Source organism: Candidatus Pelagibacter sp. HIMB1746 (assembly GCF_052047555.1).
In the GTDB taxonomy this organism is placed as follows: Bacteria; Pseudomonadota; Alphaproteobacteria; order Pelagibacterales; family Pelagibacteraceae; genus Pelagibacter.
The window spans coordinates 53,617-78,584 of the sequence record NZ_JBNAJZ010000006.1; the positions used below are offsets into that span (position 1 = coordinate 53,617).

At 31.6% G+C, this 24,968-nt stretch carries 26 protein-coding genes; 24 read left to right on the forward strand and 2 right to left on the reverse strand.

The annotated features are described in order from the left end of the window. From ACTTBM_RS07570 to ACTTBM_RS07620, 11 genes are all read left to right on the forward strand, one after another. The gene (locus tag ACTTBM_RS07570) at window positions 1–849 is read left to right on the forward strand and encodes a carbohydrate ABC transporter permease (protein ID WP_440633108.1); all 849 of its coding nucleotides are present in this window, start codon (window positions 1–3) and stop codon (window positions 847–849) included. Further along, the gene (locus ACTTBM_RS07575) at window positions 849–1,928 is read left to right on the forward strand and encodes an ABC transporter ATP-binding protein (protein WP_440635398.1); all 1,080 of its coding nucleotides are present in this window, start codon (window positions 849–851) and stop codon (window positions 1,926–1,928) included. Before ACTTBM_RS07570 ends, ACTTBM_RS07575 begins: the two co-directional genes overlap by 1 nt. Continuing rightward, window positions 1,921–2,994 (forward strand): ABC transporter ATP-binding protein, encoded by a 1,074-nt coding sequence (locus ACTTBM_RS07580; protein ID WP_440635399.1) that lies wholly within the window; start codon window positions 1,921–1,923, stop codon window positions 2,992–2,994. Before ACTTBM_RS07575 ends, ACTTBM_RS07580 begins: the two co-directional genes overlap by 8 nt. 125 nt (window positions 2,995–3,119) lie before the next feature. After that, window positions 3,120–4,280 (forward strand): TRAP transporter substrate-binding protein, encoded by a 1,161-nt coding sequence (locus ACTTBM_RS07585; RefSeq protein WP_440635400.1) that lies wholly within the window; start codon window positions 3,120–3,122, stop codon window positions 4,278–4,280. A 76-nt stretch (window positions 4,281–4,356) separates the two neighbouring features. Next, a complete protein-coding gene (locus tag ACTTBM_RS07590; RefSeq protein WP_440635401.1) occupies window positions 4,357–4,941 on the forward strand; it encodes a TRAP transporter small permease subunit in 585 nt (194 codons plus the stop codon). Then, window positions 4,931–6,292 carry a TRAP transporter large permease gene (locus ACTTBM_RS07595; protein ID WP_075505833.1) on the forward strand — a complete coding sequence of 454 codons (1,362 nt, stop codon included), beginning with the start codon at window positions 4,931–4,933 and terminating at the stop codon, window positions 6,290–6,292. Before ACTTBM_RS07590 ends, ACTTBM_RS07595 begins: the two co-directional genes overlap by 11 nt. 6 nt (window positions 6,293–6,298) lie before the next feature. Beyond that, window positions 6,299–7,627, forward strand: a complete 1,329-nt coding sequence (locus ACTTBM_RS07600; protein WP_440635402.1) for an amidase — start codon at window positions 6,299–6,301, stop codon at window positions 7,625–7,627. Beyond that, window positions 7,628–7,804: a hypothetical protein gene (locus tag ACTTBM_RS07605; RefSeq protein ID WP_179850415.1), complete on the forward strand. Its 177-nt coding sequence runs from the start codon at window positions 7,628–7,630 to the stop codon at window positions 7,802–7,804. A gap of 17 nt (window positions 7,805–7,821) precedes the next feature. Beyond that, window positions 7,822–8,727 (forward strand): DMT family transporter, encoded by a 906-nt coding sequence (locus tag ACTTBM_RS07610; RefSeq protein ID WP_440635403.1) that lies wholly within the window; start codon window positions 7,822–7,824, stop codon window positions 8,725–8,727. Further along, window positions 8,711–9,529, forward strand: coding sequence for an alpha/beta hydrolase (locus ACTTBM_RS07615; protein ID WP_440635404.1), 819 nt, complete (start codon window positions 8,711–8,713; stop codon window positions 9,527–9,529). Before ACTTBM_RS07610 ends, ACTTBM_RS07615 begins: the two co-directional genes overlap by 17 nt. 49 nt (window positions 9,530–9,578) lie before the next feature. Then, window positions 9,579–10,142, forward strand: a complete 564-nt coding sequence (locus ACTTBM_RS07620; RefSeq protein ID WP_440613676.1) for a hypothetical protein — start codon at window positions 9,579–9,581, stop codon at window positions 10,140–10,142. On the opposite strand, the gene ftsY is transcribed toward ACTTBM_RS07620, so the two are convergent. Together ftsY and dapF are read right to left on the reverse strand one after the other, a co-directional pair. Further along, on the reverse strand, window positions 10,135–11,052 hold the full coding sequence (gene ftsY, locus ACTTBM_RS07625; RefSeq protein ID WP_440635405.1) for a signal recognition particle-docking protein FtsY: 918 nt from the start codon (window positions 11,050–11,052) through the stop codon (window positions 10,135–10,137). The genes ACTTBM_RS07620 and ftsY overlap by 8 nt on opposite strands. Then, window positions 11,052–11,876, reverse strand: coding sequence for a diaminopimelate epimerase (gene dapF / locus ACTTBM_RS07630; protein ID WP_440635407.1), 825 nt, complete (start codon window positions 11,874–11,876; stop codon window positions 11,052–11,054). The genes ftsY and dapF overlap by 1 nt, the downstream gene beginning before the upstream one ends. 166 nt (window positions 11,877–12,042) lie before the next feature. Between dapF and ffh the strand changes: the two genes are divergently transcribed. Genes ffh through sdhC form a run of 13 tightly spaced genes read left to right on the forward strand, consistent with a single transcriptional unit; the run spans window position 12,043 to window position 24,968 of the window. Further along, on the forward strand, window positions 12,043–13,401 hold the full coding sequence (ffh, locus tag ACTTBM_RS07635; RefSeq protein WP_440635409.1) for a signal recognition particle protein: 1,359 nt from the start codon (window positions 12,043–12,045) through the stop codon (window positions 13,399–13,401). Window positions 13,402–13,418: 17 nt separating this feature from the next. Continuing rightward, window positions 13,419–13,928: a 30S ribosomal protein S16 gene (gene rpsP / locus ACTTBM_RS07640; RefSeq protein WP_440635410.1), complete on the forward strand. Its 510-nt coding sequence runs from the start codon at window positions 13,419–13,421 to the stop codon at window positions 13,926–13,928. A 14-nt stretch (window positions 13,929–13,942) separates the two neighbouring features. After that, window positions 13,943–14,629: a tRNA (guanosine(37)-N1)-methyltransferase TrmD gene (gene trmD / locus ACTTBM_RS07645; protein ID WP_075506095.1), complete on the forward strand. Its 687-nt coding sequence runs from the start codon at window positions 13,943–13,945 to the stop codon at window positions 14,627–14,629. Between the two features lie 16 nt (window positions 14,630–14,645). Further along, complete coding sequence (gene rplS, locus ACTTBM_RS07650; protein WP_440635411.1) at window positions 14,646–15,152, forward strand: 50S ribosomal protein L19; 507 nt, start codon at window positions 14,646–14,648, stop codon at window positions 15,150–15,152. A gap of 11 nt (window positions 15,153–15,163) precedes the next feature. After that, on the forward strand, window positions 15,164–16,567 hold the full coding sequence (gene leuC, locus ACTTBM_RS07655) for a 3-isopropylmalate dehydratase large subunit (RefSeq protein WP_440635412.1): 1,404 nt from the start codon (window positions 15,164–15,166) through the stop codon (window positions 16,565–16,567). Continuing rightward, complete coding sequence (gene leuD / locus ACTTBM_RS07660) at window positions 16,568–17,173, forward strand: 3-isopropylmalate dehydratase small subunit (RefSeq protein WP_440635413.1); 606 nt, start codon at window positions 16,568–16,570, stop codon at window positions 17,171–17,173. Continuing rightward, window positions 17,166–18,272, forward strand: coding sequence for a 3-isopropylmalate dehydrogenase (gene leuB / locus ACTTBM_RS07665; protein ID WP_440613683.1), 1,107 nt, complete (start codon window positions 17,166–17,168; stop codon window positions 18,270–18,272). The genes leuD and leuB overlap by 8 nt, the downstream gene beginning before the upstream one ends. A 26-nt stretch (window positions 18,273–18,298) precedes the next feature. Further along, window positions 18,299–20,062: an acyl-CoA dehydrogenase family protein gene (locus ACTTBM_RS07670; protein ID WP_440635414.1), complete on the forward strand. Its 1,764-nt coding sequence runs from the start codon at window positions 18,299–18,301 to the stop codon at window positions 20,060–20,062. Window positions 20,063–20,064: 2 nt separating this feature from the next. Continuing rightward, entirely contained in the window at window positions 20,065–21,681 is a 1,617-nt protein-coding gene (locus tag ACTTBM_RS07675; protein WP_440635415.1) for an acyl-CoA synthetase, read from the forward strand. A gap of 8 nt (window positions 21,682–21,689) precedes the next feature. Beyond that, window positions 21,690–22,466 carry an alpha/beta fold hydrolase gene (locus tag ACTTBM_RS07680; RefSeq protein WP_440635416.1) on the forward strand — a complete coding sequence of 259 codons (777 nt, stop codon included), beginning with the start codon at window positions 21,690–21,692 and terminating at the stop codon, window positions 22,464–22,466. Further along, window positions 22,463–23,572, forward strand: coding sequence for a dimethylsulfoniopropionate demethylase (locus ACTTBM_RS07685; RefSeq protein ID WP_440635417.1), 1,110 nt, complete (start codon window positions 22,463–22,465; stop codon window positions 23,570–23,572). The genes ACTTBM_RS07680 and ACTTBM_RS07685 overlap by 4 nt, the downstream gene beginning before the upstream one ends. A gap of 15 nt (window positions 23,573–23,587) precedes the next feature. Beyond that, complete coding sequence (locus tag ACTTBM_RS07690) at window positions 23,588–24,595, forward strand: aspartate-semialdehyde dehydrogenase (protein ID WP_440635418.1); 1,008 nt, start codon at window positions 23,588–23,590, stop codon at window positions 24,593–24,595. Further along, window positions 24,585–24,968, forward strand: coding sequence for a succinate dehydrogenase, cytochrome b556 subunit (sdhC, locus tag ACTTBM_RS07695; protein WP_440635419.1), 384 nt, complete (start codon window positions 24,585–24,587; stop codon window positions 24,966–24,968). The genes ACTTBM_RS07690 and sdhC overlap by 11 nt, the downstream gene beginning before the upstream one ends.

A 24,968-nucleotide genomic window follows, 5' to 3' on the forward strand; every position in this document is an offset into this window, starting at 1 on the left:
ATGAGCAAGCTTTATACATTTTTAAAATATTTTTTTATTGTCTTTTGGGCAGTCTTTGTTGTTGCTCCTTTTCTTTGGGCATTAACTACATCGTTTAAAGATTTTCAATCTGTAAATGGTGGAGTTACGTATATACCATGGGTAGACTTTGAACCTAATTTAGAGGGTTGGAAAGTTTTGATAAAGTCTCCAGCTAAAGGTGGAGTTGATATAGTAGAACCTTATTTCAATAGTTTATTTGTAACCTGTACTGCAAGTTTAATTAGTATAATTCTTGGCACATTGTCAGCTTATGCTTTATCCAGATACACCTTTAAAGCAGGCTTTGTAAAAAATAATGACATTACATTTTTCTTTATTTCTCAAAGAATTATGCCACCAATTGTTTTATCAATTCCATTTTTTTTGTTTTTAAGTTCAATTAATTTATTAGATAGCCTCATAGGATTGATTGTAGTTTATATTGTTTTACTGATGCCTATTGCAGTTTGGATTATGGTTGATTTCTTTAATAAAGTTCCAAGAGAGATTGATGAAACAGCTTTGATTGATGGATGTAATCCTTATCAAGCTTTCTTAAAAGTGGTGCTACCAAACTCAATACCAGGATTAATTGTTGCTGGTATGTTTTGTATTATTTTTGGATGGATAGACTTTTTCTTTGCATTCATTTTAACTTTCACAGAAGTACAGTTATTACCGGTAAAAATTGTTGCTTTGAACTCATCTGTTACTCCATGGTGGAGCTTATCAGCATCTGCTCTGGTTTCAGTTGCACCATTAATTATAGTAGCCTTCATAGTTGAGAGATATCTATCTAAAGGAAATCTATCAGGAGCAATTAAATAATGAATTTAATTGCTAACAACTTAACTTATAAACCAAGTGAAGAGTATCATCTAAACGAAGTGTCCTTTAATTTTAAAGAGGGGAATTTATACACAATTCTTGGAAGAACTTTATCAGGTAAAACAACTTTATTAAAAACTATAGCTGGACTTTTAACTCCAGATAGTGGTGATATCGAATTTGATGGTAAGGATTTTTTAAAGGTTCCAGTTTGGCAAAGAAATGTAGCTATGGTTTATCAACAATTTATTAATTATCCTCATTTAAATGTATTTGAAAATATCGCGTTTCCTTTGAGACAAAGAAAAATCGATAATGAAGAAATCAAAAAAAAAGTAATGGAGTCTTTAAAATCAGTTGGGTTAGTTGGCTATGAAAACAGAAAAATTCAGGAGCTATCTGGTGGTCAGCAACAACGTGTCTCTTTAGCAAGATCATTAGTTAAAAATGCTAAAATATTATTGCTAGATGAGCCTTTAGTTAATTTAGATTACAAATTGAGAGAACAGCTTAGAGAGGAATTTAAGAGTTTGTTTTCAAAAGGTTTAGCTGATGAAACTATCTTAATTTATTCTACCACAGACCCAAGAGAAACCATGGAATTAAATGGAGAAGTAATTGTTCTAGATGAAGGCAAAGTGCTACAAGTAGGTCCAGCAAAAGAAATATTTGAGAACCCAAGTTCTTTAAAAGTTGCTGAAATTTCTAACGACCCACCTATGAATATTATTGAAGCAGAAATATCTAATGAGCAAATAAGATTTGAAGGCATTGAAATTAAAGCGCCCAATCATCTATCAAAGTTAACTGATAGTGGACTAAAGATTGGTTTAAGATCTTCAGATATTGAACTCAATGAAAATGGTCATGAATTTGAAGTTGAGCTTGCTGAAATTAGTGGTTCTGAAACTTTACTTCATTTAAAAAGAGGAACTATAAAAATTATTATTTCTATAGAAGAGGTTTTGAATTTTAAAATTCATGACAAGATTAAAATAGATTTTAAAATAGATAGAGCTTATGCCTTTGCTGCTGATGGTAAATTAGCATCCTCACCATTTGGAGGAAGCAATGGCTAAAATTGATTTAAGTAATATCTCACATTCTTACAATCCAAATGATCCAAATCCAGTTTATGCATTAAATCCATTTTCGATGACTTGGGAGAATGGAAATAGATATGCAATCTTAGGTCCTTCTGGATGTGGAAAAACAACGATGTTAAATATTGTTTCTGGATTAGTAAGACCATCAGCTGGAAAAATATTATTTGATGATAAGGATGTTACAGATTTAAAAACAGAAGAAAGAAATATTGCTCAAGTTTTTCAGTTTCCAGTAATTTATAACACCATGACAGTTTTTGAAAATCTTGCTTTTCCATTAAAGTGTAGAGATTTTTCAAAAGCTAAAATAGATGAAAGAGTTAATTCTGTTGCAGAAACTTTAAATTTAAAATCTTTTTTAAACTCTCCTGCACGAAAATTAACAGCAGATCAAAAACAATTAATATCTTTAGGAAGAGGTTTGGTACGAGAAGATGTTGCTGCAGTTTTAATGGATGAGCCTTTGACTGTTATTGATCCTGATTTAAAATTTAGATTGAGAAGAAATCTAAAAGAAATAAACGAACAATACAAAACAACTTTAGTTTATGTAACACATGATCAAAACGAAGCCATGACATTTGCAGATAATATAATTGTGATGAGTGAAGGAGAAGTTGTACAAACGGGTTCACCTAAAGAATTATTTGAAAGACCTAATACAACTTTTGTTGGTTACTTTATTGGTTCACCTGCTATGAATTTATTTGATAGTGAAGCAACTTCAGAAAATACTGTTAAAATAAATAATACAATAATTAAGACGAATACAAATTTGTCTAATCTAAAAAGTAAAAATATAAAATTAGGAATTAGATCTGAGTTTATTAAAATTGCAAAAAATCAAAGTGAAAATCTTGTTGATGTAAATGTTCAAAAAGTTGAAGATTTTGGAAATTACAAATTGATTACCGCAAGAATGGATAATTTTGAAATTAAGTCTAAGGTTAATAGAGAAACTGAAATTTCAGGTGAAAAAATTAAACTTCATATACCAGCTGAAAAGTGCTGTATTTACGAAAATAACAAATTGATTTAAGTTTTAAATACTACCTATAATTGTAAAAAAATTCTATCTAACCCATTCTAGGTCACTTTTTAGAAAGACTCTAATCTAAAAATATGTTTTAGTGCTCGCCAAGTTAATTAACTAGAGGAGAATAAATGATTAAGAATAAGAAATCTTTGAAGAGTTCTAAAACTCCTTCAAGAAGAAAGTTCTTCAAAGCAGCGGCAGCAACTGGTGCAGCAACAGCAGCAGCAGTAGCTATGCCAAACATTGCTTTAGGTGACGGTCACGTTACTCTAAAAATGCAAGCTGCTTGGCCATCAGGTGCTAACATCTTTTTCGAAATGGCAACAGACTATGCGAAAATGGTTAGCGACATGTCAGATGGTAAATTAAAAATTGACGTTCAACCAGTTGGAGCAGTTGTAAAAACTTCTGAAATTGGACAAGCGGTTAGTTCTGGAGTAGTAGATATGGGTCACTGGGTGACTGCATACTGGTACGGAAAAAACCCTGCTGCGTCTCTTTTCGGAACAGGTCCTTCATACGGAATGTCATCTCAAGAAGTTATGGGATGGATGGAGTATGGTGGAGGAAGAGCTTTATACGATGAAGCTGTAAAAAGCGTAGGATTTAATTACTACGGTTTCTTCCATATGCCAATGCCTGCACAGCCTTTTGGTTGGTTCAAAAAGAACGTAACTAAAGTATCTGATGTTAAAGGTATGAAGTATAGAACTGTTGGTCTAGCGACTAACGTTTTAACTGCTATGGGAATGGTTGTAAGACAGTTACCAGGTGGTGAAATCCAACCGGCAATGAAAACTGGTTTGATTGATGCTGCTGAGTTTAACAACCCAACATCAGACTCACAGTTTGGAATGCAAGACGTATCTAAACATTATCACTTAGGAAGTTTCCACCAATCTCAGGAAATGTTTGAAGTGCCGATTAACAAGAAAAGATACGATAGCCTTTCACCAGCTCATCAAGCTATCTTGAGAAATGCTGCATATGCTGCAAACTCAGATAACTACTTCAAAGCATTGGTTAGATATTCAACTGACCTTGCTAAGTTGATGAATGAGCATAAGGTAAACGTTTACCAAACATCTGATGCAATTTTAGCTGAGCAATTAAAAGGCTGGGATAAAGTTGTAGGAGAGTTTGCTGCTAAAGACGCTTTCTTCAAAAAAGTAGTAGACTCACAAAAAGCATACGCTAAGAGAACTATGAAGTATCTGTTGATGAATCAACCGAACTACAAATTAGCTTATGAAAATGAGTTTGGTCCAATCGAAAAAGTTAAAATCTAATTAACTTTAAAATAAATTTAAAAGGGGGTTGAAAAACCCCCTTTTTTTTACACGTATTTTAATATATTTCTTTGATATGAAGTCATTTATTCAATTTGCAGATACTCTCAGCACATCGATGGGAAAAGCTTTTTCTTGGTGCATCGTAGTTTTAATGGGAGGAACTGTTTATGAAGTAGTGATGGCTTATGTTTTTAATTCCCCAACGTTATGGAATTTTGATTTTAGTATGCAAATGTATGGTGCAATTTTAATGATGTCAGGAGCTTATTGTTTAGCTACGGAATCTCACGTGAGAGGAGATGTTATATATAGATTGTTTAGTCAAAGAACCCAGGCTTGGATTGATTTAGTATTATATTTTATTTTCTTTTTTCCTGGAGTAATTGCATTAGCTTTTTATGGGTACGAGTACGCAGCACTTGCTTGGAAAATAAAAGAGACTAGTTGGAGTAGTCCGGCTCAAATTCAGATTTATATGGTTAAAACAATGATACCAGCTGCTGGTGTTTTATTAATCATTCAAGGGATTAGCGAGGTATTCAGATCAATTATTTGTATTCAAACAGGACAGTGGCCAGCAAGAATGGTTGTGGCTGAAGAAACAGAACAAGTTTTAATGAGAACAGCTCAAGAAGAGGACGATAAAAATGTTATTTAGTTTAACAAATCCAGAAATTGCAATTTTGATGATGGGTATGTTTTTGTTTGCAGTTCTCTTAGGTTTTCCGATTGCCTTTACTTTAATGGCTATGGGAATTGGGTTTGGATATTTTGCATATTACGATGCAACAATGATGGAGCACATTTTTGATAATCGTATATTCCAATTGTTTGTTCAAAACACTTACACGGTAATGGACAACAATGTTCTTACTGCTGTACCTTTATTTTTATTCATGGGCTATCTTGTTGAAAGAGCAGGAATTGTAGCTAAATTATTTTTTGCAATTAGATTGGCTGCACACAAGCTCCCAGCTTCAATGGCGGTAGCTGCATTAATTACGTGTACTTTATTTTCGACTGCAACAGGAATTATTGGTGCCGTTGTAACTTTGATGGGACTGTTAGCTTGGCCTGCAATGGTTAAAGCAGGATATGATAAAAAATTTGCGTCAGGAATAATTTGTGCTGGTGGATGTTTAGGAATTTTAATTCCACCAAGCATTATGCTTATTGTTTATTCCGTAATAGCCCAACTATCACCCTTAAGACTTTTTGCAGCAGCAATATTCCCAGGTTTACTTTTAGCAGGTCTTTATATTGCCTATGCAGTATTTAGAGCATGGTTAAATCCATCGATAGCTCCTAGACCTCCAAAAGAAGATATCCCACCAACTGGTGAAATTCTAAAAGAAGTTTTAGTTTCTTTCGTTCCGCTGTTTGGTTTAATTATGCTTGTTTTGGGAACTATTTTAGCAGGTATTGCAACTCCAGCAGAAGCAGCTGCAGCAGGAGCTTTTGGAGCAATCCTTTTATCTTGGTTTTATAAAACACTTAAATGGCAAAACTTTAAAGAGTCTGTATTTTTAACCGCTAAGACAACTGCAATGATCATGTGGTTGTTTATTGGTTCCTGGACTTTCTCATCAGTATTTTCTTATTTAGGTGGACACGAAGTATTTGAGCACTTCTTCACCTCTATAAATATTACTACGTGGCAGTTTTTAATCATTACTCAAATAATCATTTTCCTTTTAGGATGGCCTTTAGAATGGACTGAAATTTTGATTATTTTTGTTCCAATATTCTTGCCATTGTTAGAGGTATTTGGAGTTAATCCATATTTCTTTGCAATGTTAATTGCTTTAAATTTACAAACTTCTTTCTTAACTCCACCAATGGCGATGTCAGCCTATTATTTAAAAGGAGTTCAAAAATCTAATGTAGAACTTTTGGATATATTTAGAGGAATAATGCCTTTCTTAGCAATTGTAATTTTTGCAATGTTTTTAATGTATATGTTCCCAGGAATAGCACTTTGGTTGCCAGAAACTTTATTTGCACAATAAAAAAAAATGACAGATGTTTTTTCGTTAAAAGTTGAAGAACTTGCTGGAAAAATTAAAGATTCTCAAATTACTTCAGTAGAGTTGTGCAAAATTTATATCGACAGAATAAACAAATTTGAAAAAGACGTAAAAGCATGGGCGCACTTTGACAAAAAACTTTTATTAGAAAAAGCAGCAGAGGCGGATGAACATAGAAATTTAGGAAAACCTCTTGGTCCACTTCATGGAATTCCTGTTGCAGTAAAAGATATTGTTGGAACTCTTGATATGCCTACAGAATGTGGAACATCAATAAGAAAAGGCAAATCATATTCTCAGAATGCTGAAATAGTTGATTTATTAATTTCAGCTGGTGCGATTGTGATGGGAAAAACAGCAACATCTGAATTAGCTTTTTTAGGCCCCCCAAAAACTACAAATCCTCATGATTATTCTAGAACTCCAGGTGGATCATCTAGTGGATCTGCTGCAGCAGTAGCTTCTTTTATGGCTCCGCTTTCAATTGGTTCTCAAACAGGAGGTTCGGTAATAAGACCTGCATCTTATTGCGGAGTTGTTGGTTATAAGCCCAGTTATGGATTAATAAGTAGAAATGGAGTTCTTAAAACATCTGAAAAATTAGATCACATAGGTGTTTTTGGAAGATCGGTAGAAGATGTTGCTCTTCTTGCTAAAATTTTAATCAAAAAAGATAATTATGATACAGCAACAGTTCATTACTCTAGTGATGAAATGTTAGTAGAAACAAAAAAAGGACCTTTGTTTGATCCTAAATTTATTTTTTACAAAACTGATCATTGGAAGCTTCTTGGAAAAAAATCAAGAGAAGCATTTGAATACTTTATAAAATCATTCAAAAATAATATCGAAGTTTTTGATACACCTTCGTACTTTAAAGATATTCATAAATACCATCAAATAATTCATGAGACAGATTTAGCTAATAATTTTTCACTCTATTATAAAAAGTATAAGAAAAAATTATCTAAGTATATGCAAGATGCAATTTCAAATGGTAACAAACATTCTGCAAAAGAATATGCAGAAGCTATAGATTTTATGAAAAGAAGTTATGAATCTTATAAGGAAGTTTTTGAGGATTATCATGGAGTTTTATCCCCATCTAGTCCTGGAGTAGCACTGAAAGGTTTAAAAAGCACAGGAACGGCAGAATTTAATAAAGTATGGTCTTATCTAGGTACACCTTGTATATCATTGCCTATACTTCAAGGTGAAAACAATTTACCTTTAGGTGTACAATTAATTGGCGCAAAATACGATGATCAAAGATTTTTAGGTGTTGCTAATTGGTTAGAAAAGGAATGTAATAATTAAATGCAAAAATTTACAACATTTTTAGGTTCTCTTCTCGCAATTGCTTTTTTAGTAGGACTTGCAACAACGTTGACTAGATCATCGATGATTGGATTTTTTGATGTTCTTCCTGTTTATATTTTAATGGGTGGAGCAATTTTTATGATGGTTTACGAAGCGTTTTTCGATAAAAAATAATTTTTCTTAATATACAATTGTCTAGTCAAAATAAAAATTTATTAGCTTTATCTCTTTTATTTATTCAACCAATATTCATGGCATCTAATTTAATTGTTGCTAGAGGTGGTGTTGAGTTTGTGCCCCCAATTTCATTAGCTTTTTGGAGGTGGACGTTTGTATTTTTACTTCTTTTACCTTTCACATATTCATCATTAAAAAAAAATTTCAAAGTTATTAAAAACGAATACTCAAAATTATTTTTTCTAGGAGCAATGGGATGTGGAGTTTGTGGGGCTTTTCCTTTTTTAGCAGGTAAAACGACAACCGTTACAAATATGGGAATTATTTATACCTCATCTCCTATTTTTATAATTATAATTTCTGCAATATTTTTTAAAGAGAAAATTAATTTATTAAAAATTATTGGTTTGATTTCGTGTTTAGTTGGAGTTTTAGCAATTATTATTAAAGGAGATTTAAATTTACTTTTAAATTTAAATTTCACCATTGGAGATTTATGGATGTTGGCAGCTGCGATTGGCTGGGCCTTATATTCGATTTATTTATTTTACTGGAAATCTCAATTATCGATTTTTACTAGATTTTCTATGATATCTTTTTTTGGTGCAGTAAGTTTATTTCCATTTTATTTGGCAGAAGAAATTTATTTTGAACAAACTATATTTAATTCTGATTTTTTATTGTGGACTATATTTGCAGCTGTTTCACCAGGAATTATAGCATTTACTTTATATACTAAAGCCCAAGAAAGCTTAGGAGCTTCACTTACTGGTTTTACTTTGTATGTATTTACTATCTATGCAGCAATTTACGGATTTATATTGTTTGATGAAAATTTAGAAACATTTCATTATATTGGTACTGTACTTGTTTTTGTTGGAGTTTACTTAGCAAAGAAAAATTATGATACCAAAACCTAGGAAATTAACTTTGCAAATTATATTTTGGATCTTAGTTATATATTTTATTTTACTAGCTTATCTTTTTATATTTCAAAGAAATCTAATGTATCATCCCCAAGAAAATAATTATTCAGGAGATAAAATAGAAGTAGAAATAGAAAAAGTTCAAATTCAAACTGCAGACAACATTAGCCTTTTAGGATGGTTTCATAAAAAAGATTTGAAAAAATTTAAGACTGTTGTTTATTTTCATGGAAATGCAGGAAGCCTAGAAAATAGAATTCACAAATTAAATCATTTTAAAAATATGGATGTAAATTTTTTAATTATCGCTTGGCGTGGATTTAGTGGAAATTTAGGAAAACCATCTGAAAATGCTTTATATGAGGATGGAAAAAGTGCAATTAACTGGCTTAAAAATAAAGGTTTGAGTGAAAGTGATTTAATCATTTATGGAGAGTCACTTGGCACAGGAATTGCAACTGAGGTTTCTCAAAATAAAAAATATGCTGGTTTAATTTTAGAAACACCTTTCACTTCAATGATTGCTGCAGCTAAGAATTTTTATCCATACATCCCTGTCTCTCTAATATTGAAAGATAAATATAAAAATGATGAAAAAATAAAAAATATTAATATTCCAGTTTTAGTTATGCATGGCGAAAAAGATCAAATTGTTCCTTTTTCAATGGGCAAGAAGATGTTTGATTTAGCAAATGATCCAAAGTCCTCTTATTTTACCAAACATGACGATCATATGATGGAATTTGACAATAATATGGTTTTCCAACTAAGTTCATTTATAAAAAGTTTAAATTAAGCCACAATCAAAACAATTTTATTCCAAAAATTCTAATTAATTTCTAATCATGAAGAAATTATTCATTTATATTTTTTTGACTTTTCTTATTTCAGGAACTTCTTTTTCTAAAGAAAATTTGTCTTCAATTGAAAATTTATTTTTTATTGATCAAATGAACTCGCATGATGAAAATTTTGCTTTGTATTTTAAACCAAGAGAAAAGGCTATACTAGCAAAAGGGGAAGTAAGTAATTACATCAATGATTATCCTAAAGATCTCTATATATATGATTATAAAACAGAAGTATCATCACCATTGATTTCTTATGAATGGTTTCCAAGAAAAGCAAAAAATTTTTTAAAGGAATATAATTTTCCAGTTTTTCCAGATGATTTTGCTTATTATCTATTAAAGGATAACAAAACATTGGTAATGATTAGTGCTGTTAAAAGTTTAAAAGTAAATTTCAAATACGATATTGTTGAAAAGAAATTAGATTTATATCCAACTAATGGAAAGTTTGATTTCATTATTTCCTCTATTGCAAAGGACTGCGGACACTACAAATTTAAGGATAATTATAGATGTAGTTTCTATAAACCTTTAATATCTAGTAATTTAATTAAGTAATTTGTGTAAACGCATCAGCAAATTTTTCAGCTTCAAAAATTTGCAGATCATCTTCCTTTTCACCTAAACCAAGTGCAATAATTGGTATTTTATACTTTTTGGCTACAGCCAGAAGTATTCCTCCCTTAGCTGTTCCATCTAATTTTGTCATTACTAAGCCTGTAATTGGGATAATTTTATTAAATTCTTCAACTTGATTTAAAACGTTTTGACCTGAAGTTGCATCTAAAACTAAAATCACATCATGAGGTGCACTTTCATCTATTTTTTTTGTAACGTTTGCTATTTTTTTATATTCTTCCATTAGGTTTTTTTTATTTTGTAATCTTCCAGCAGTATCAATTAAAACTTGATTAAAATTGTTTGATATAGAAGTTTCTATTGCCTTATAGGCTACAGATGCAGGATCAGATCCTTGTGAAGATTTTGTAATTTCAACATTAATTTTTTTTGCCCAATTTTCTAATTGCTCTATAGCAGCAGCTCTAAAGGTATCTGATGCTGCCAACATAACCTTATTTCCATTTTCTTTTAATATTTTACTAATTTTCCCAATAGTTGTTGTTTTGCCAACACCGTTAACTCCAGAAACTAAAATGGCATTAAGTTTTTCTTTATTTTTAAAAAATTCATTATTTTCTAGAGGTTTCATAACTGAGATAATGTAGTCTTTAAGAATATTATTTATCTCAGCAGTTAAATCTTTGTTTGGATCTATTTTTATTTTTGAGATTATTTCTCTAATTTCTGAGGCAGAAGCTACCCCAACATCTGATTGAATTAAATAATCTTCAATTCTGTCTAAAGTTTTGTCATCAATTTCTTTTTTGACAACTATATCTCTTAAACCTGATGTAAAAGCTGAAGCACTTTTTTTAAACCCTGATTTAAATTTTTCGAAAATTCCCATTAAATTTCTATATCGATTTCTTTTATATCAGAAACAGGACCTTTCATGTGGATACTATCGTTTTCATCTATAGATATCGTCAATTTTCCAGTAGAAAATTCGATGTTAACTTTATCGCTAGCAAGTCCTGCCTGCTTAGCAGCAAAGGCAGTAGCACAAGCTGCAGTTCCACATGCTTTTGTCAAACCAGCTCCTCTTTCCCAAACTTTTACTTTTATTAACTCTTTGTTTACTATTGTGGCTATTGTGACATTACATTTTTCTGGAAACAGTTTGTGGTTTTCTATTTCTGGGCCAATTTTTTCTATTTTGAATTGTTCGTTGTCTTCCACAAAAAAAATTATATGAGGATTTCCCACATTGACGGCCGTTCCTCCAAAAAATTCATTATTATTTGAATCAACAATTTTAATATTTAAGTTTTTAGTTTCTAATTCTTGAGATAATGGAATTTCATTCCATTTAGTTCTGCCCAAACCAATTTCAGTAGATACTAATTTTTCTCCTAAAATATGAGATTTTAAATGGCCAGATAAAGTTGTTAATATAATCATGTCTTTATTTTTTTCTTTTCCTAATAGCTCAGCCACACACCTTGTACCATTTCCACATGCACCAGAAACCCCACCATCAGAGTTAAAAAATTCTATTGAAGCATCGTAATCTTGGTCTTTATTAATTAATATAAGTTGGTCGCATCCTATAAAGTTTCTGTCACAAATTTTAATTATTTGGTCTTTCGTAAGATTTGTAACTTTTTCTCTATTATCAATAATTACAAAATCATTGCCTAAACCGTCCATTTTAAATGCTTTAATATTCATAATTAGATATTTAACTTATTTATTGACTTTTTGAACCTCTATTATAGGTTGTTGTCGTTTCCGCAAAAACATTAACTTTGCGGTGTCTTTGGAAACAAAGAGATCGACACTAGTCAGCGAGAGTTCGCCCACTAGTGCGTTACTGCTATGCGTAACAAAAAAATATATGTTTGAAAATTTAACAAATAAATTTGAAGAAATTTTTTCTTCTTTAAAAAAAGCACCCTCTCTGAATGAAGCTCAGGTAGATGAGGGTTTGAGAAGTATTAGACAAGCATTACTTGAGGCAGATGTTTCTTTAGATGTTGCAAAAGAATTTGTTGAAAACGTAAAACCTAAAGCTTTAGGACAAGAAATCATAAGATCAACTTCTCCTGGAGATATGGTTGTAAAAATTGTCTACGATGAGCTAGTAAATTTACTAGGTTCTAGCAATGTAGACATAAATTTAAATGCTGTACCACCAGTTCCTATGATGATGGTTGGTTTGCAGGGTTCGGGTAAAACAACTTCTACTGCAAAATTAGCTAAATATTTAGAAGATAATAAAAAGAAAAAAGTGATGATGGTCAGTTTGGACATTTATAGGCCAGCAGCACAAGAACAGCTTAGATCTTTAGGTGAACAGAATAATATTTTGACACTTCCAATTATAGAAGGTCAACAACCAACTGATATTTGCCAAAGAGCCATGAGTGCAGCAAATCTAAATGGAGCAGATATAATTTTGTTTGATACAGCTGGGAGAACTCAAATTGATTTACAAATGATGAGCGAGATCAAACAAATTGAGAGCATTATTAATCCAGCAGAAACTTTTCTTGTAGCGGACTCTCTTACAGGTCAAGTTGCTGCTTCAGTTGCAAAAGAGTTCAAAAACACAGTTAACTTATCTGGAATAATATTAACTAGAGCTGACGGTGATGCGAGAGGTGGAGCTGCCGTGAGTATGAAATATGTATCAAATGTTCCAATAAAATTTTTGGGTATAGGTGAAAAAATAGAAAATTTTGAGGTATTTCATCCAGATAGAATAGCAAATAGAATTTTAGGAATGGGAGACATTGTTTCTCTTGTAGAAAAAGCTGCTCAAGATTTAGGCGAAGAGAACATTAAAAAAGCTGAAGAAAATTTAAAAAAGGGTCAATTTTCTATGGAAGATTACCTTTCTCAATTAAGACAAATGAAAAAAATGGGAGGCATTGAGGGGATCATGTCTTTTATGCCAGGAGTATCTAAAATTAAATCTCAAATGGATTCAGCAGGGATTGACGAAAGTATCATAACAAAAAACGAAGCTATCATTTTATCAATGACAAAAAAAGAGAGAGAGAATCCAAAAGTAATTGATGGTTCAAGAAAAAAAAGAATTGCTAATGGCTCTGGCACAGATCCAGCCACTATCAATAAATTGCTTAAGCAATTTAAAATGATGTCTGAAATGATGAAAAAGATGTCAAAAGGAAATCTGAAAGGTATGTCTGATCAAGGGATACCACCAGAGCTATTTAATAAACTAAAATAATAAAATAAGGAGAACAAATGTTAAAACTTAGATTATCAAGGGGAGGCTCTAAAAAGAGACCAGTTTACAAAGTTGTTGTAGCTGACAGTCGTTTCCCAAGAGATGGAAGATTTATAGAAAAAGTTGGTTTTTTTAACCCACTACTTCCTAAAGATAAAAAAGAAAGAGTAGGTCTTGAAGCTGAAAGAATTAAATATTGGCTAGGTCAAGGCGCTAAACCAACAACAAGAGTTGCAAGAATTTTAGGTGAAAATGATTTAATCCCTATGCCAGCAGCTGGAAATAATCCAAATAAAGCTGTCCCTAAGAAAGAAAGAAATAAAAAAGAGGAAGATGGTGCAGAAGCTCCTAAAGCTTCAGCAGCAGAAGCAGCTCCAGCAGCAGAAGCAGCTCCAGCAGCAGAAGCTCCTAAAGAGGAAGCAGCTCCAGCAGCAGAAGCTCCTAAAGAGGAAGCAGCTCCAGCAGCAGAAGCTCCTAAAGAGGAAGCAGCTCCAGCAGCAGAAGCTCCAGCTGAGGAAAAAAAATAAACTAAAGATAATCTATGTGGCAAGCTCAAGTGTTTACACTTTATCCAGATATTTTTCCTGGTCCTTTGTCTAAAGGTCTATATGGAAAAGCAATGTCTAAAAATATTTGGAATTTAAAAGTAGTAAACATTAGAGATGCTGCTGAGGATAAACACAAAACTGTAGATGATACTCCTTATGGAGGTGGTTCAGGCATGTTGATGAAAGCTGATGTATTAGCAAAATCATTAGATCAAAATAAAAATGAGGGAGAAAAAATATTATATTTATCTCCAAGAGGAAAAAAATTTGATCAAAATTATGCCAAAGAACTATCAAAGGAAAAATCGGTTTCGATAATTTGTGGACACTTTGAAGGAGTTGATGAAAGAGTGTTAAGCACGAGAAATATAGAAGAAGTTAGTATTGGAGACTTTATTTTATCAGGAGGAGAGTCAGCAGCATTTGTGGTGATTGATAGTATTTTGAGACTTTTACCCGGTGTTCTGGGAAATGAGAATTCTACAGTAAACGAAAGTTTTGAAAATGGATTATTAGAGTATCCTCAGTTCACAAAACCTCAAATTTGGGAGGAAAAAGCGGTTCCAGAAGTACTTTTGTCAGGAGATCACAGTAAAATTAAACACTGGCGTTTATCTCAATCTGAGGCTATAACACGCGTCCGAAGACCAGATTTATGGGAAAAATATAAGAAGAATTAATTTGATAAATATAACTATGAAAACAATTGAAGAGATAAATCAACATAACGTTAAAAAAATACTTTCAGAAAAAAAGATACCTGAATTCTACCCTGGAGATGTAGTTAAAGTAGGTGTCAGAATTACAGAGGGAAAAAAAGAGAGAATTCAATATTTTGAAGGCGTTTGTATTGCAAAAAAAAGCAGAGATTTAAACTCGTCTTTCACAGTTAGAAAAATTTCTTTTGGTGAAGGTGTTGAAAGAACATTTCCACTTTATGGAACTCTAATTGACTCAATTAAAGTTATTAGATCAGGAAAAGTAAGAAGAGCAAAATTATACTATCTAAGAGATAGAACAGGTAAATCAGCAAGGATTGCAGAAAAAATTAGAAAAAAAATTGGTATTGATGTTGATGCAAAACCTGAAACAGTTACTGAAGAAAATGTAGCACCAGCTGCAGAAGCTCCAAAAGAAGAAGCCCCTAAGACAGAAGAAGCTACTGCCGAACAATCAACAGAAAGTACTTCAGAAAAAAAATAATTTTTTTTTCAATGTCCACTACTCTTTACGATAAAATTTGGAATGATCATTTAGTAGATCAGCAAGAAGATGGAACAGCTTTATTGTTTGTCGATAGACACTTAATTCATGAAGTTACTAGTCCACAAGCTTTTGAAGGTTTAAGAAATTCAAATAGAAAAGTTCGTCATCCTAATTTAACTTTAGCTGTTGCTGATCATAATGTTCCAACGACAGATAGAACTAAAGGGATAGCAGATCAGGAATCTAAAATACAAGTTGATACATTAGAATCAAATTGTAAGGAATTTGGTGTACAGCTTTTTGGTATGGATGATAAACGACAAGGAATTGTTCATATTATTGGACCAGAACAAGGTTTTACTCAACCAGGAACAGTTATTGTGTGTGGAGATAGTCATACCGCAACTCATGGTGCTTTTGGATCATTAGCTTTTGGTATTGGAACATCTGAAGTTGAACATGTTTTAGCAACGCAAACACTCGTTCAAAAGAAAGCAAAAAATTTTAGAATTAATGTTAATGGAACACTTCCATTAGGAGTAACATCTAAAGATGTAATACTTCAAATCATTGGAAAGATTGGTACTGCAGGTGGAACAGGTTGTGTAGTTGAATATGCAGGAGATTTAATAAGATCTTTGAGTGTTGAACAGAGAATGACTATTTGCAATATGACCATTGAGGGTGGCGCAAGAGCTGGATTAATTGCTCCAGATGAAAAAATATTTGAATATTTAAAAGGTAAACCCATGTCTCCAAAAGGAGAAAATTGGGAAAAGGCACTGGAATACTGGAAAAATTTAAAAACAGATGCTGATGCAAGTTTTGATAAAGAAATAAATCTTAATGCAAATGATATATTACCGATGATTACTTGGGGAACCTCACCTCAAGATGTAATTACAATTGATGGAAAAGTACCTAATCCTCAAAATGAAAAAGATGAGGATAAAAAGAACTCAATTGAAAGAGCACTAAAATATATGGGATTAACACCTGATATGGCAGCAACTGATATCAAGATAGATAAAGTATTTATTGGAAGCTGTACAAATGGAAGAATTGAAGATTTAAGGGAAGCTGCCAAAATCTTAAAGGACAAAAAAATATCATCTCATGTAAATGCTATTGTAGTTCCCGGGTCAGGATTAGTTAAAGAACAAGCTGAGCAAGAAGGTTTAGATAAAATATTTGTAAATTCAGGATTTGAATGGAGAGAGCCAGGCTGTTCTATGTGTTTAGCAATGAATGCAGATAAATTAAAACCAGAGGAAAGATGTGCATCTACTTCAAACAGAAACTTTGAAGGAAGACAGGGAAGAGGCGGCAGAACGCATCTAGTAAGCCCTGGGATGGCAGCTGCAGCTGCAATCTCTGGTAATTTAGATGATGTAAGAAAGTATCAAAATTAAATGCAAAAATTTAATACATTAAAAAGTATTCCAGCTTATTTACCAATCGTAAATATTGATACAGATATGATTATTCCTAAGCAATTTTTAAAAACAATAAAAAGAACTGGACTTGGAAAAAATTTGTTTTTTGAAATGAGATATGACGATAATGGAAAAGAAATTAATGATTTTGTATTAAATCAGGAACCATTTAACAACTCAAAAATTTTAATTGCAGGAAACAATTTTGGATGTGGTTCATCAAGAGAGCATGCTCCATGGGCATTGTTAGATTTTGGAATTACTTGTGTGATTAGTTCAAGTTATGCTGATATTTTTTATAGTAATTGTTTTAAAAATGGAATTTTACCAATAATTCTTGAAGAAGAAAAAATAAAAGAACTTTCTGAATACGCAAATAGAAAAGAGGAAATTTCTGTAGACTTAAATGATCAAAAAATTATTTATGGAAACAATGAAATTAAATTTGAAATAGATCCATTTAAGAAAAAATGTTTGCTAGAAGGATTAGATGACATTGCACTTTCTTTGAAAAAATCTGACAAAATTGAAAATTTTGAAAATCAATTAAAAGATAAAAAACCTTGGGTTTTTAATGATTAAAGTAAAAAAAAGAAAAATTCTATTATTACCAGGAGATGGTATTGGGCCTGAAGTAATTGGAGAAGTTAAAAAAATAATTAACTGGTTCAATGATAAAAAATCTTTAGACTTTGAAATAGATGAAGATCTTGCTGGTGGATGTTCTTACGATAAACACGGTACACCTATAACAGACGAAGTTTTTTATAAAGCTTTAGAGAGTGAAGTTGTTATGCTTGGTGCAGTAGGAGGACCCAAGTGGGATAATATTGAGTTTTCAAAAAAACCCGAGAGAGCTTTATTAAAATTAAGAAAAGAACTAAAATTATTTGCAAACTTGAGGCCTGCAATATGTTTTGAACAATTAGTTGGCGCATCAACACTTAAACCAGAAGTGGTTTCTGGTTTAGATATAATGATTGTAAGAGAATTAACTGGTGGAATTTATTTTGGTGAACCGAGAGGTATTAAACCAATAGAAAATGGTGAAAGAAAAGGAATAAACACTCATACTTATACTACTAGTGAAATTACTAGAGTTGCAAGAGTTGCTTTTGATCTTGCTAGAAAAAGATCAAACAAAGTTACCTCTTGTGAGAAATCTAATGTAATGGAAGCTGGACAACTATGGAAAGAAGAAGTTCAGGAACTTCATGAAAAAGAATACAAAGATGTTGAGTTAAGTCATATGCTTGCAGATAACTGTGCAATGCAATTACTTAGAAATCCAAAACAATTTGATGTAATTGTTACTGATAATCTATTTGGTGATATGCTTTCAGATCAAGCTTCAATGTTAACAGGATCTTTAGGGTTATTACCTTCTGCATCTTTAGGTGCAAAAAATAAAGATGGTGAAATGAGAGCAATGTATGAACCCATACATGGCTCAGCTCCTGATATTGCAGGAAAAGGGCTAGCAAATCCAATAGCAACAGTACTAAGTTTTGCAATGGCTTTAAGATATTCTTTAGATCTTGATAATGAAGCTGATGCTTTGGAAAATGCGGTTCAAGCTGTGTTAAATGATGGTCTAAGAACGAAAGATATCCTTTCTGAGGGTATGAAAGAAGTATCTACTTCGCAAATGGGTGACGCGATAATTTCAAAATTGCAATAAACCTCTAAGTATTCTAAGCTTTTCAAATGCCAAGTTATTCTGCACCTGTTAAAGATATGATGTTTCTCTATGAAAAATTAAGAGATAATAAAAATTATAATGATCTTGAAAGATATAATGAAGTTAGCTCAGATTTGGTTAAAGATATTTTAGAAGAAGCAGCTAAAATCAATCAAAATTTAATTTTACCACTTGCTAAAGCAGGCGATGAAAATCCGGCAGTTTTAGAAAATGGTGTAGTCAGAACACCACCAGGATACAAAGAAGCTTATCAAAAATATATTGAGGATGGATGGACTTCATTGACATGTGATCCAAAATATGGTGGTCAAGGAATGCCAAAAACAGTGAGTGCTTTTTTTGACGAAATGCTATCTTCAGCTAGTTTATCTTTTAAACTTTATAGTGAATTAAGTATTGGAGCATACAATTGTATTAATCATCACGCTACTGATGAAATAAAAGATAAATATTTACCTAAAATTGTAGAAGGTAAATGGAGTGGCACGATGTGCTTAACTGAACCTGTTTGTGGTACCGATTTAGGTTTACTTAAAACAAAAGCAGTTAGTCAATCTGATGGAACTTATAAAATAACTGGCCAAAAAATTTTTATCACATCAGGTGATCATGACTTAACAGAAAATATTGTTCATTTAGTCTTAGCAAGATCTACCGACTCTCCTTCTGGAACAAAAGGAATAAGTTTATTTTTAGTACCCAAGTTTTTAGTAAATCAAGATGGATCGGTTGGACAAAGAAATGGTATTTCAACAGGATCTATTGAAACAAAAATGGGAATTAAAGGTTCAGCAACTTGTGTCTTAAACTTTGATGATGCAACAGGATACATGATTGGTCCTAAGGACAAAGGTTTAAATGCAATGTTTACCATGATGAATCTTGAGAGAATTGTAGTCGGTATTCAGGGATTGGGTATTTCAGAAATTGCTTACCAAAATTCACTTGCTTATGCAAAAGAGAGAAAACAAGGAAAAACTAATAATTCTAAATCTACAAATGGTGCAGATTTTATTATTGACCATGCAGACATAAGAAGAACTTTATTAAACATGAAATCAATAATTGAGGGAGAAAGAGCTTTATGCTTTTGGTTGTCTCAACAAACTGAAGTTAGTCTTCATCATCCAGATGAAAAAATTAAACAGGAAGCTTCTGATTATGTTTCTTTGATGACACCTGTAGTTAAATCTTTATTTACTGATTTAGCCATGGAGATTACGAGCGATGCTATGCAGATTCATGGAGGGTACGGTTATACTAAAGACCAAGGTATTGAACAGTTATACAGAGATAACAGAATCACACCTATATACGAAGGAACTAATTCAGTTCAAGCTGCTGATTTAGTATTTAGAAAATTAATAAATAGAAATGGTGATGTAATTTCTAAATTTTTAGAAATGATAAAATCTGAATGTGAAAACAAACATGAAAAGGTAAAATCTTTTACAAAAGATCTTACATATTATCTTGATATTTTATCAAAGTTCACTGGTTGGATTGTAGATAAAGGTAAAATCGAAAAAGATGATGTTTCTGCAGCTGCAAATGACTATTTAAAAACACTTGGTTATATTTCGATTGCTTTTTCATGGATAAAAATCTTAGAAATTAGTTTTAAAGATTATGAAGAAAATAAAGAGTTTTATTCAGACAAAATTAATACAGCTACATTCTACTTTGAAAAAGTGTTACCAAGAGCAGAATATCATTATAAATCTGCAGTTTCAGGTAGCTCAAATATAATGAAATTTAAATTTAATTAATAATGAATCATTACGACATTAATCTGGATAGAAATAATGCAAATTATGTTCCATTAACACCACTAACATTTTTACAAAGAGCCAAAGATGTTTATCCTGATTATGAGGCTATAGTTTATGAGGATAGAAGCTATACTTGGAATGAAGTTTATAAAAGAGCAGTAAAATTTGCCAGTGCACTTTCTAAAATTGGTATTCAAAAAGGAGACACAGTATCTTTTTTAGCTTTTAATACTCCTGAAATTTTTGAGGCACACTACTCAGTTCCAATGACAGGAGCAGTTTTAAACACAATAAATATAAGATTAGATGCCAATACAATTAATTATATTTTAAATCACAGTGATGCGAAGGTATTGGTTGTAGATAGACAATTACATGTAGAAGTAAAAAAAGCTTTAAAAAATTTAAATAAAAAAATCACTGTTATAGATATTAATGACAAACATGCTGATCAATCAAAATTAGAAAAAATTGGAGACTTAGAATACGAAAGTTTTTTAAATACTGGAGATGAGAATTTTGATTGGAAAATGCCTGATGATGAATGGCAGGCAATATCTTTAAGTTATACTTCAGGTACAACTGGCAATCCTAAAGGTGTTGTTTACCATCATAGAGGTGCGTACTTAATGTCCACGGGAAGTACTGTTGCCTGGAATATGCCTAATCGTTTAAACTTTTTAACAGTTGTACCTATGTTTCATTGTAATGGCTGGTGCTATCCATGGACAGTTCCAATGTTAAATGGAAGAACAATTTGCTTAAGAAATATTGATGTTAAGAAAATTTTTGAGCTTATTGATAAATATGACGTTACTCATTTTGGAGGAGCACCAATAGTTTTAAATATGATAACAGGAGCTCCAGAAAGTGATAGAAAAAAATTAAAGCATAAAGTTTACGTCTTAACTGCTGGAGCACCTCCGCCAAGTATTATTTTTAAAAAAATGAAATCTCTTGGATTTGAAGTTATGCATGTTTATGGTCTTACAGAAACATATGGTCATGTTACACAATGTGCGTGGAATGATGGATGGAATGATTTAGATGAAGATAAACAAAATGATATTAAAGCAAGACAAGGAGTAAGGTATCCCAATACAGAAGGAGTAACAGTTTTAGATCCAGAGACGATGAAAGAAGTTCCTAAAGATGGAAAAACTATCGGTGAGATCATGATTAGAGGAAACGTAGTAATGAAGGGTTATTTTAAAGATAAAGAAGCTACAGACAAAGCAATGAAAGATGGATGGTTTCATAGTGGTGACTTGGCAGTTATGTTTCCTGATGGATATGTAAAAATTCAAGATAGATCTAAAGATATTATTATCTCAGGGGGAGAAAATATTTCATCAATAGAAATTGAAAATACTTTATCTAAACATCCTTCAGTTTCAATAGCAGCAGTAGTTGCTAAACCAGATGAAAAATGGGGAGAAGTACCTTGTGCTTTCATCGAGATGGTTCAAGATAAGCCTGTTACTGAAAAAGAATTAATTGATTTTTGTAAAGAAACTTTGGCTGGATTTAAAGTTCCCAAAAAGGTCGTTTTTTGCGAACTACCTAAGACATCAACTGGAAAAATACAGAAGTTTGAACTGAGAAAAAAAGTTTAGGAATCTAATTGATATTTGAAATCGAAAATAAAAGTATTTTTGCTTCAGACAATGGCAAAGGTATAGATAAAAACAAAGATACCATTGTTTTTCTTCATGGAAGTGGTTTATCTCATATTGTTTGGTCATTAAGTGAGCAATTTTTTTCAAATAACAATTTCAATGTATTATCTATTGATTTACCAGGACATGGAAATTCTGAGGGGCCATGTTTAAAAACTATTGAGGAGATAGCAGAATGGTTGGAACTTGTATTTGATGCCTTAGATCTTCAAAATTTAATTTTAGTTGGTCATTCACAAGGATGTTTAGAAATACTTGAGTATTCCCATAGATACAAAGATAGACTAAAAAAAATAGTCTTTGTAGGTGGATCTAATAAAATGCCTGTTCATCCTGATTTGATTGAGCTTGCAGAAAATGGAGATTCTGATGCAGTAAAATTAATGATGAAGTGGGGATATGAAGGTTCAAAAAAATTTATAGGTGGAAATCCAGTTGAAAGAATTATTCAATCTCCAAAAGATATTAGTGAAATACTTGCTGTAGATCTTATAGCTTGTAATAAATACAAAAATGGCTCAACTGCAGCTGTATCCATCGAGGTTCCATCAATGTTTGTTTTTGGTTCTTTAGATAAAATGGTTAATTTAGAATCTGGAAAAAAATTCTCTCAATTAATCAAAAATTCAACTATTCATGTAATAGAAGGATGTGGGCATATGATTATGATTGAAAAAGCATTTGAAATGCGGGACAAGGTTTTAGAATTTTTAAATAAATGAAAAATTATTCAATAGCAAAATCTAGAAGACTTAGAAGTACACCATATACATCAAGAATAGAAAAACAAGGTGTAACAGCTTATACAATTTATAATCATATGTTGCTTCCAGCAGCATTTGGATCCGTAGAAGATTCTTATCATCACTTAAAAGAACATGTTCAAATTTGGGATGTTGCAGCGGAAAGGCAAGTTGAAATTTCAGGAAAAGACTCAGCTAAATTAGTTCAATTAATGACTTGTAGAGATTTATCTAAATCTAAAGATGGTAGATGTTATTATTGTCCTATTATAGATGACCAGGGTGGATTAATTAATGATCCTGTAGTGCTGAGATTAAGTCAGGAGAAATGGTGGATATCCATTGCAGACTCTGATGTAATTTTATTTGCAAAAGGATTAGCAATTGGAAATAAATTTGATGTTAAAATCTTTGAACCAAATGTAGACATCATGGCTGTTCAAGGTCCAAAATCATTCAAGTTAATGGAAAAAGTATTTGGTGAAAAAATAACTAAATTGAAATTTTTTGGATTTGATTATTTTAATTTTGAAGGAGTTGACCATTTAATTGCACAATCAGGTTGGTCTAAGCAAGGTGGCTATGAAATTTATGTTCAAAATACAGAGTCTGGTCAAAAATTATATGATCATTTATTTGAAGCTGGTAAAGAATTTAATGTTAAGCCTGGATGCCCTAATTTAATAGAGAGAATTGAAAGTGCTCTTTTATCATTTGGAAACGATATGGATAACAATGATAACCCGTTTGAGTGTGGTTTTGACAAGTATGTTAACTTAGATAGTGATGCAAAGTTTTTGGGTAAGGAAAAATTAATAAAAATAAAAGAAGAAGGAATTACCAAAAAATTGATGGGTATAAAAATTGATGTTAATCAAATCAGTGTAACAGGTTCTCTAGATTTGACAGATGAAAACAACAACCTAATTGGAGAATTAAGATCTGCTTGCTATTCACCTCACTTCAAAAAAGTAATTGGTATAGCTATGATGCAAAAAGGATACTGGAATCCTGAGCAAAATGTAAAAGTTGTTGTAAATGGACATAATTGCGCTGGAAAAGTTTGCGATTTACCTTTCATTTAGTATAACAACTCCATCATGAATATAGCTATAGTCGGAGCCACAGGCAATGTTGGAAGAAAAGTACTAGAAGTACTTGAGAGGAAAAATTTGCCTATTTCAGAAATTTTTTTAGTTGCATCTGCAAGAAGTGCTGGTTCAAAAATTAATTTTAAAGGTAAAGACATAGAAGTTGAGAATTTAGAGACTTTTGATTTTTCGAAAGCAAAAATTACTTTTTTTGCAGCGGGTGGAAAAATTTCAGAAACTTATGCCTCAAAAGCAGCAAGCGAGAGCATTGTAATAGATAATTCTAGTTTTTATAGAATGGACCCTGATGTTCCTTTAATTGTACCTCAAGTAAATGCGGATGACTTAAAAAATATAAAAAAAAATATTATTGCTAATCCTAATTGCTCAACTGCACAATTAGTCTTACCATTAAAACCAATCCATGATTTATTTAAAATAAAAAGAGTAGTTGTAGCTACATATCAATCAGTATCTGGTGGTGGTAAAGCACCAATGGATGAATTAGTAGAACAGACTAAGTTAGCACTAGAAAACAAAGCAATTGTATCAAAAAATTTTACAAAACAAATTTCATTTAATTTAATTCCACATATTGATGTATTTGCCGATGACGGATACACAAAAGAGGAATTAAAAATGACCAATGAGACTAAAAAAATTCTAGATCAAAATATTGAATTATCAGCAACTTGTGTAAGAGTACCAGTTTTAGTTTCTCATTCTGAAGCGGTAAATTTAGAATTAGAAAAAGAATTTACAATTGATCAAATTAAAGAATGTCTTGAGAAAATGGAAGGCTGTAAAGTTATTGATGAGAGACAAGATGGTGGATATTCAACACCACTTGAAGCAGCTGGAAAAGATGAGACATTCATTTCAAGAATTAGAGAAGATAAGACTAAAAAGAATTGCTTAAATATGTGGATTGTCTCAGACAATTTACTTAGAGGTGCAGCTTTAAATGCAGTTGAAATTGCAGAAACATTAATAAAAAATAATTTTTATGGAAAGTAAAAGACCTCTTTCTCCTCATATACAAATTTATAGATGGCACATATCCTCACTAGTATCTATTTCTCATAGAATAACTGGAATAATAAATATCTTAGCAATAACTTTAGTTTGCGTTTGGGTTTCTTGGCTAATTTTAGGAGAACCAAAATATGATTTGATAAACTTTTTTTTTAATTCATTTCTTGGAAAATTTGTTGCAATAGGGTTAGCGTGGTCTTTTAGTTTTCAGATACTTAGTGAAATCCGACATATAATAATGGATATGGGTTATGGCTATGAACTGAAGACTACTCGTATAACAGGTTTGATGGTGATCTTTGGTTCATTGATTTTAACTATTTTATTTTACTTAATCGGAAAAAACTTTTTTTAA

Coding starts and splice junctions, on each gene's coding strand:
- ACTTBM_RS07585 (WP_440635400.1), top strand. CDS start 3,120: ATGATTAAGAATAAGAAATCTTTGAAGAGTTCTAAAACTCCTTCAAGA.
- rpsP (WP_440635410.1), top strand. CDS start 13,419: ATGTTAAAACTTAGATTATCAAGGGGAGGCTCTAAAAAGAGACCAGTT.
- ftsY (WP_440635405.1), bottom strand. CDS start 11,052: ATGGGAATTTTCGAAAAATTTAAATCAGGGTTTAAAAAAAGTGCTTCA.
- ACTTBM_RS07590 (WP_440635401.1), top strand. CDS start 4,357: ATGAAGTCATTTATTCAATTTGCAGATACTCTCAGCACATCGATGGGA.
- rplS (WP_440635411.1), top strand. CDS start 14,646: ATGAAAACAATTGAAGAGATAAATCAACATAACGTTAAAAAAATACTT.
- ACTTBM_RS07600 (WP_440635402.1), top strand. CDS start 6,299: ATGACAGATGTTTTTTCGTTAAAAGTTGAAGAACTTGCTGGAAAAATT.
- ACTTBM_RS07670 (WP_440635414.1), top strand. CDS start 18,299: ATGCCAAGTTATTCTGCACCTGTTAAAGATATGATGTTTCTCTATGAA.
- ACTTBM_RS07620 (WP_440613676.1), top strand. CDS start 9,579: ATGAAGAAATTATTCATTTATATTTTTTTGACTTTTCTTATTTCAGGA.
- ACTTBM_RS07575 (WP_440635398.1), top strand. CDS start 849: ATGAATTTAATTGCTAACAACTTAACTTATAAACCAAGTGAAGAGTAT.
- ACTTBM_RS07605 (WP_179850415.1), top strand. CDS start 7,628: ATGCAAAAATTTACAACATTTTTAGGTTCTCTTCTCGCAATTGCTTTT.
- ffh (WP_440635409.1), top strand. CDS start 12,043: ATGTTTGAAAATTTAACAAATAAATTTGAAGAAATTTTTTCTTCTTTA.
- ACTTBM_RS07570 (WP_440633108.1), top strand. CDS start 1: ATGAGCAAGCTTTATACATTTTTAAAATATTTTTTTATTGTCTTTTGG.
- ACTTBM_RS07580 (WP_440635399.1), top strand. CDS start 1,921: ATGGCTAAAATTGATTTAAGTAATATCTCACATTCTTACAATCCAAAT.
- ACTTBM_RS07685 (WP_440635417.1), top strand. CDS start 22,463: ATGAAAAATTATTCAATAGCAAAATCTAGAAGACTTAGAAGTACACCA.
- ACTTBM_RS07595 (WP_075505833.1), top strand. CDS start 4,931: ATGTTATTTAGTTTAACAAATCCAGAAATTGCAATTTTGATGATGGGT.
- leuC (WP_440635412.1), top strand. CDS start 15,164: ATGTCCACTACTCTTTACGATAAAATTTGGAATGATCATTTAGTAGAT.
- sdhC (WP_440635419.1), top strand. CDS start 24,585: ATGGAAAGTAAAAGACCTCTTTCTCCTCATATACAAATTTATAGATGG.
- dapF (WP_440635407.1), bottom strand. CDS start 11,876: ATGAATATTAAAGCATTTAAAATGGACGGTTTAGGCAATGATTTTGTA.
- trmD (WP_075506095.1), top strand. CDS start 13,943: ATGTGGCAAGCTCAAGTGTTTACACTTTATCCAGATATTTTTCCTGGT.
- leuB (WP_440613683.1), top strand. CDS start 17,166: ATGATTAAAGTAAAAAAAAGAAAAATTCTATTATTACCAGGAGATGGT.
- ACTTBM_RS07690 (WP_440635418.1), top strand. CDS start 23,588: ATGAATATAGCTATAGTCGGAGCCACAGGCAATGTTGGAAGAAAAGTA.
- leuD (WP_440635413.1), top strand. CDS start 16,568: ATGCAAAAATTTAATACATTAAAAAGTATTCCAGCTTATTTACCAATC.
- ACTTBM_RS07615 (WP_440635404.1), top strand. CDS start 8,711: ATGATACCAAAACCTAGGAAATTAACTTTGCAAATTATATTTTGGATC.
- ACTTBM_RS07675 (WP_440635415.1), top strand. CDS start 20,065: ATGAATCATTACGACATTAATCTGGATAGAAATAATGCAAATTATGTT.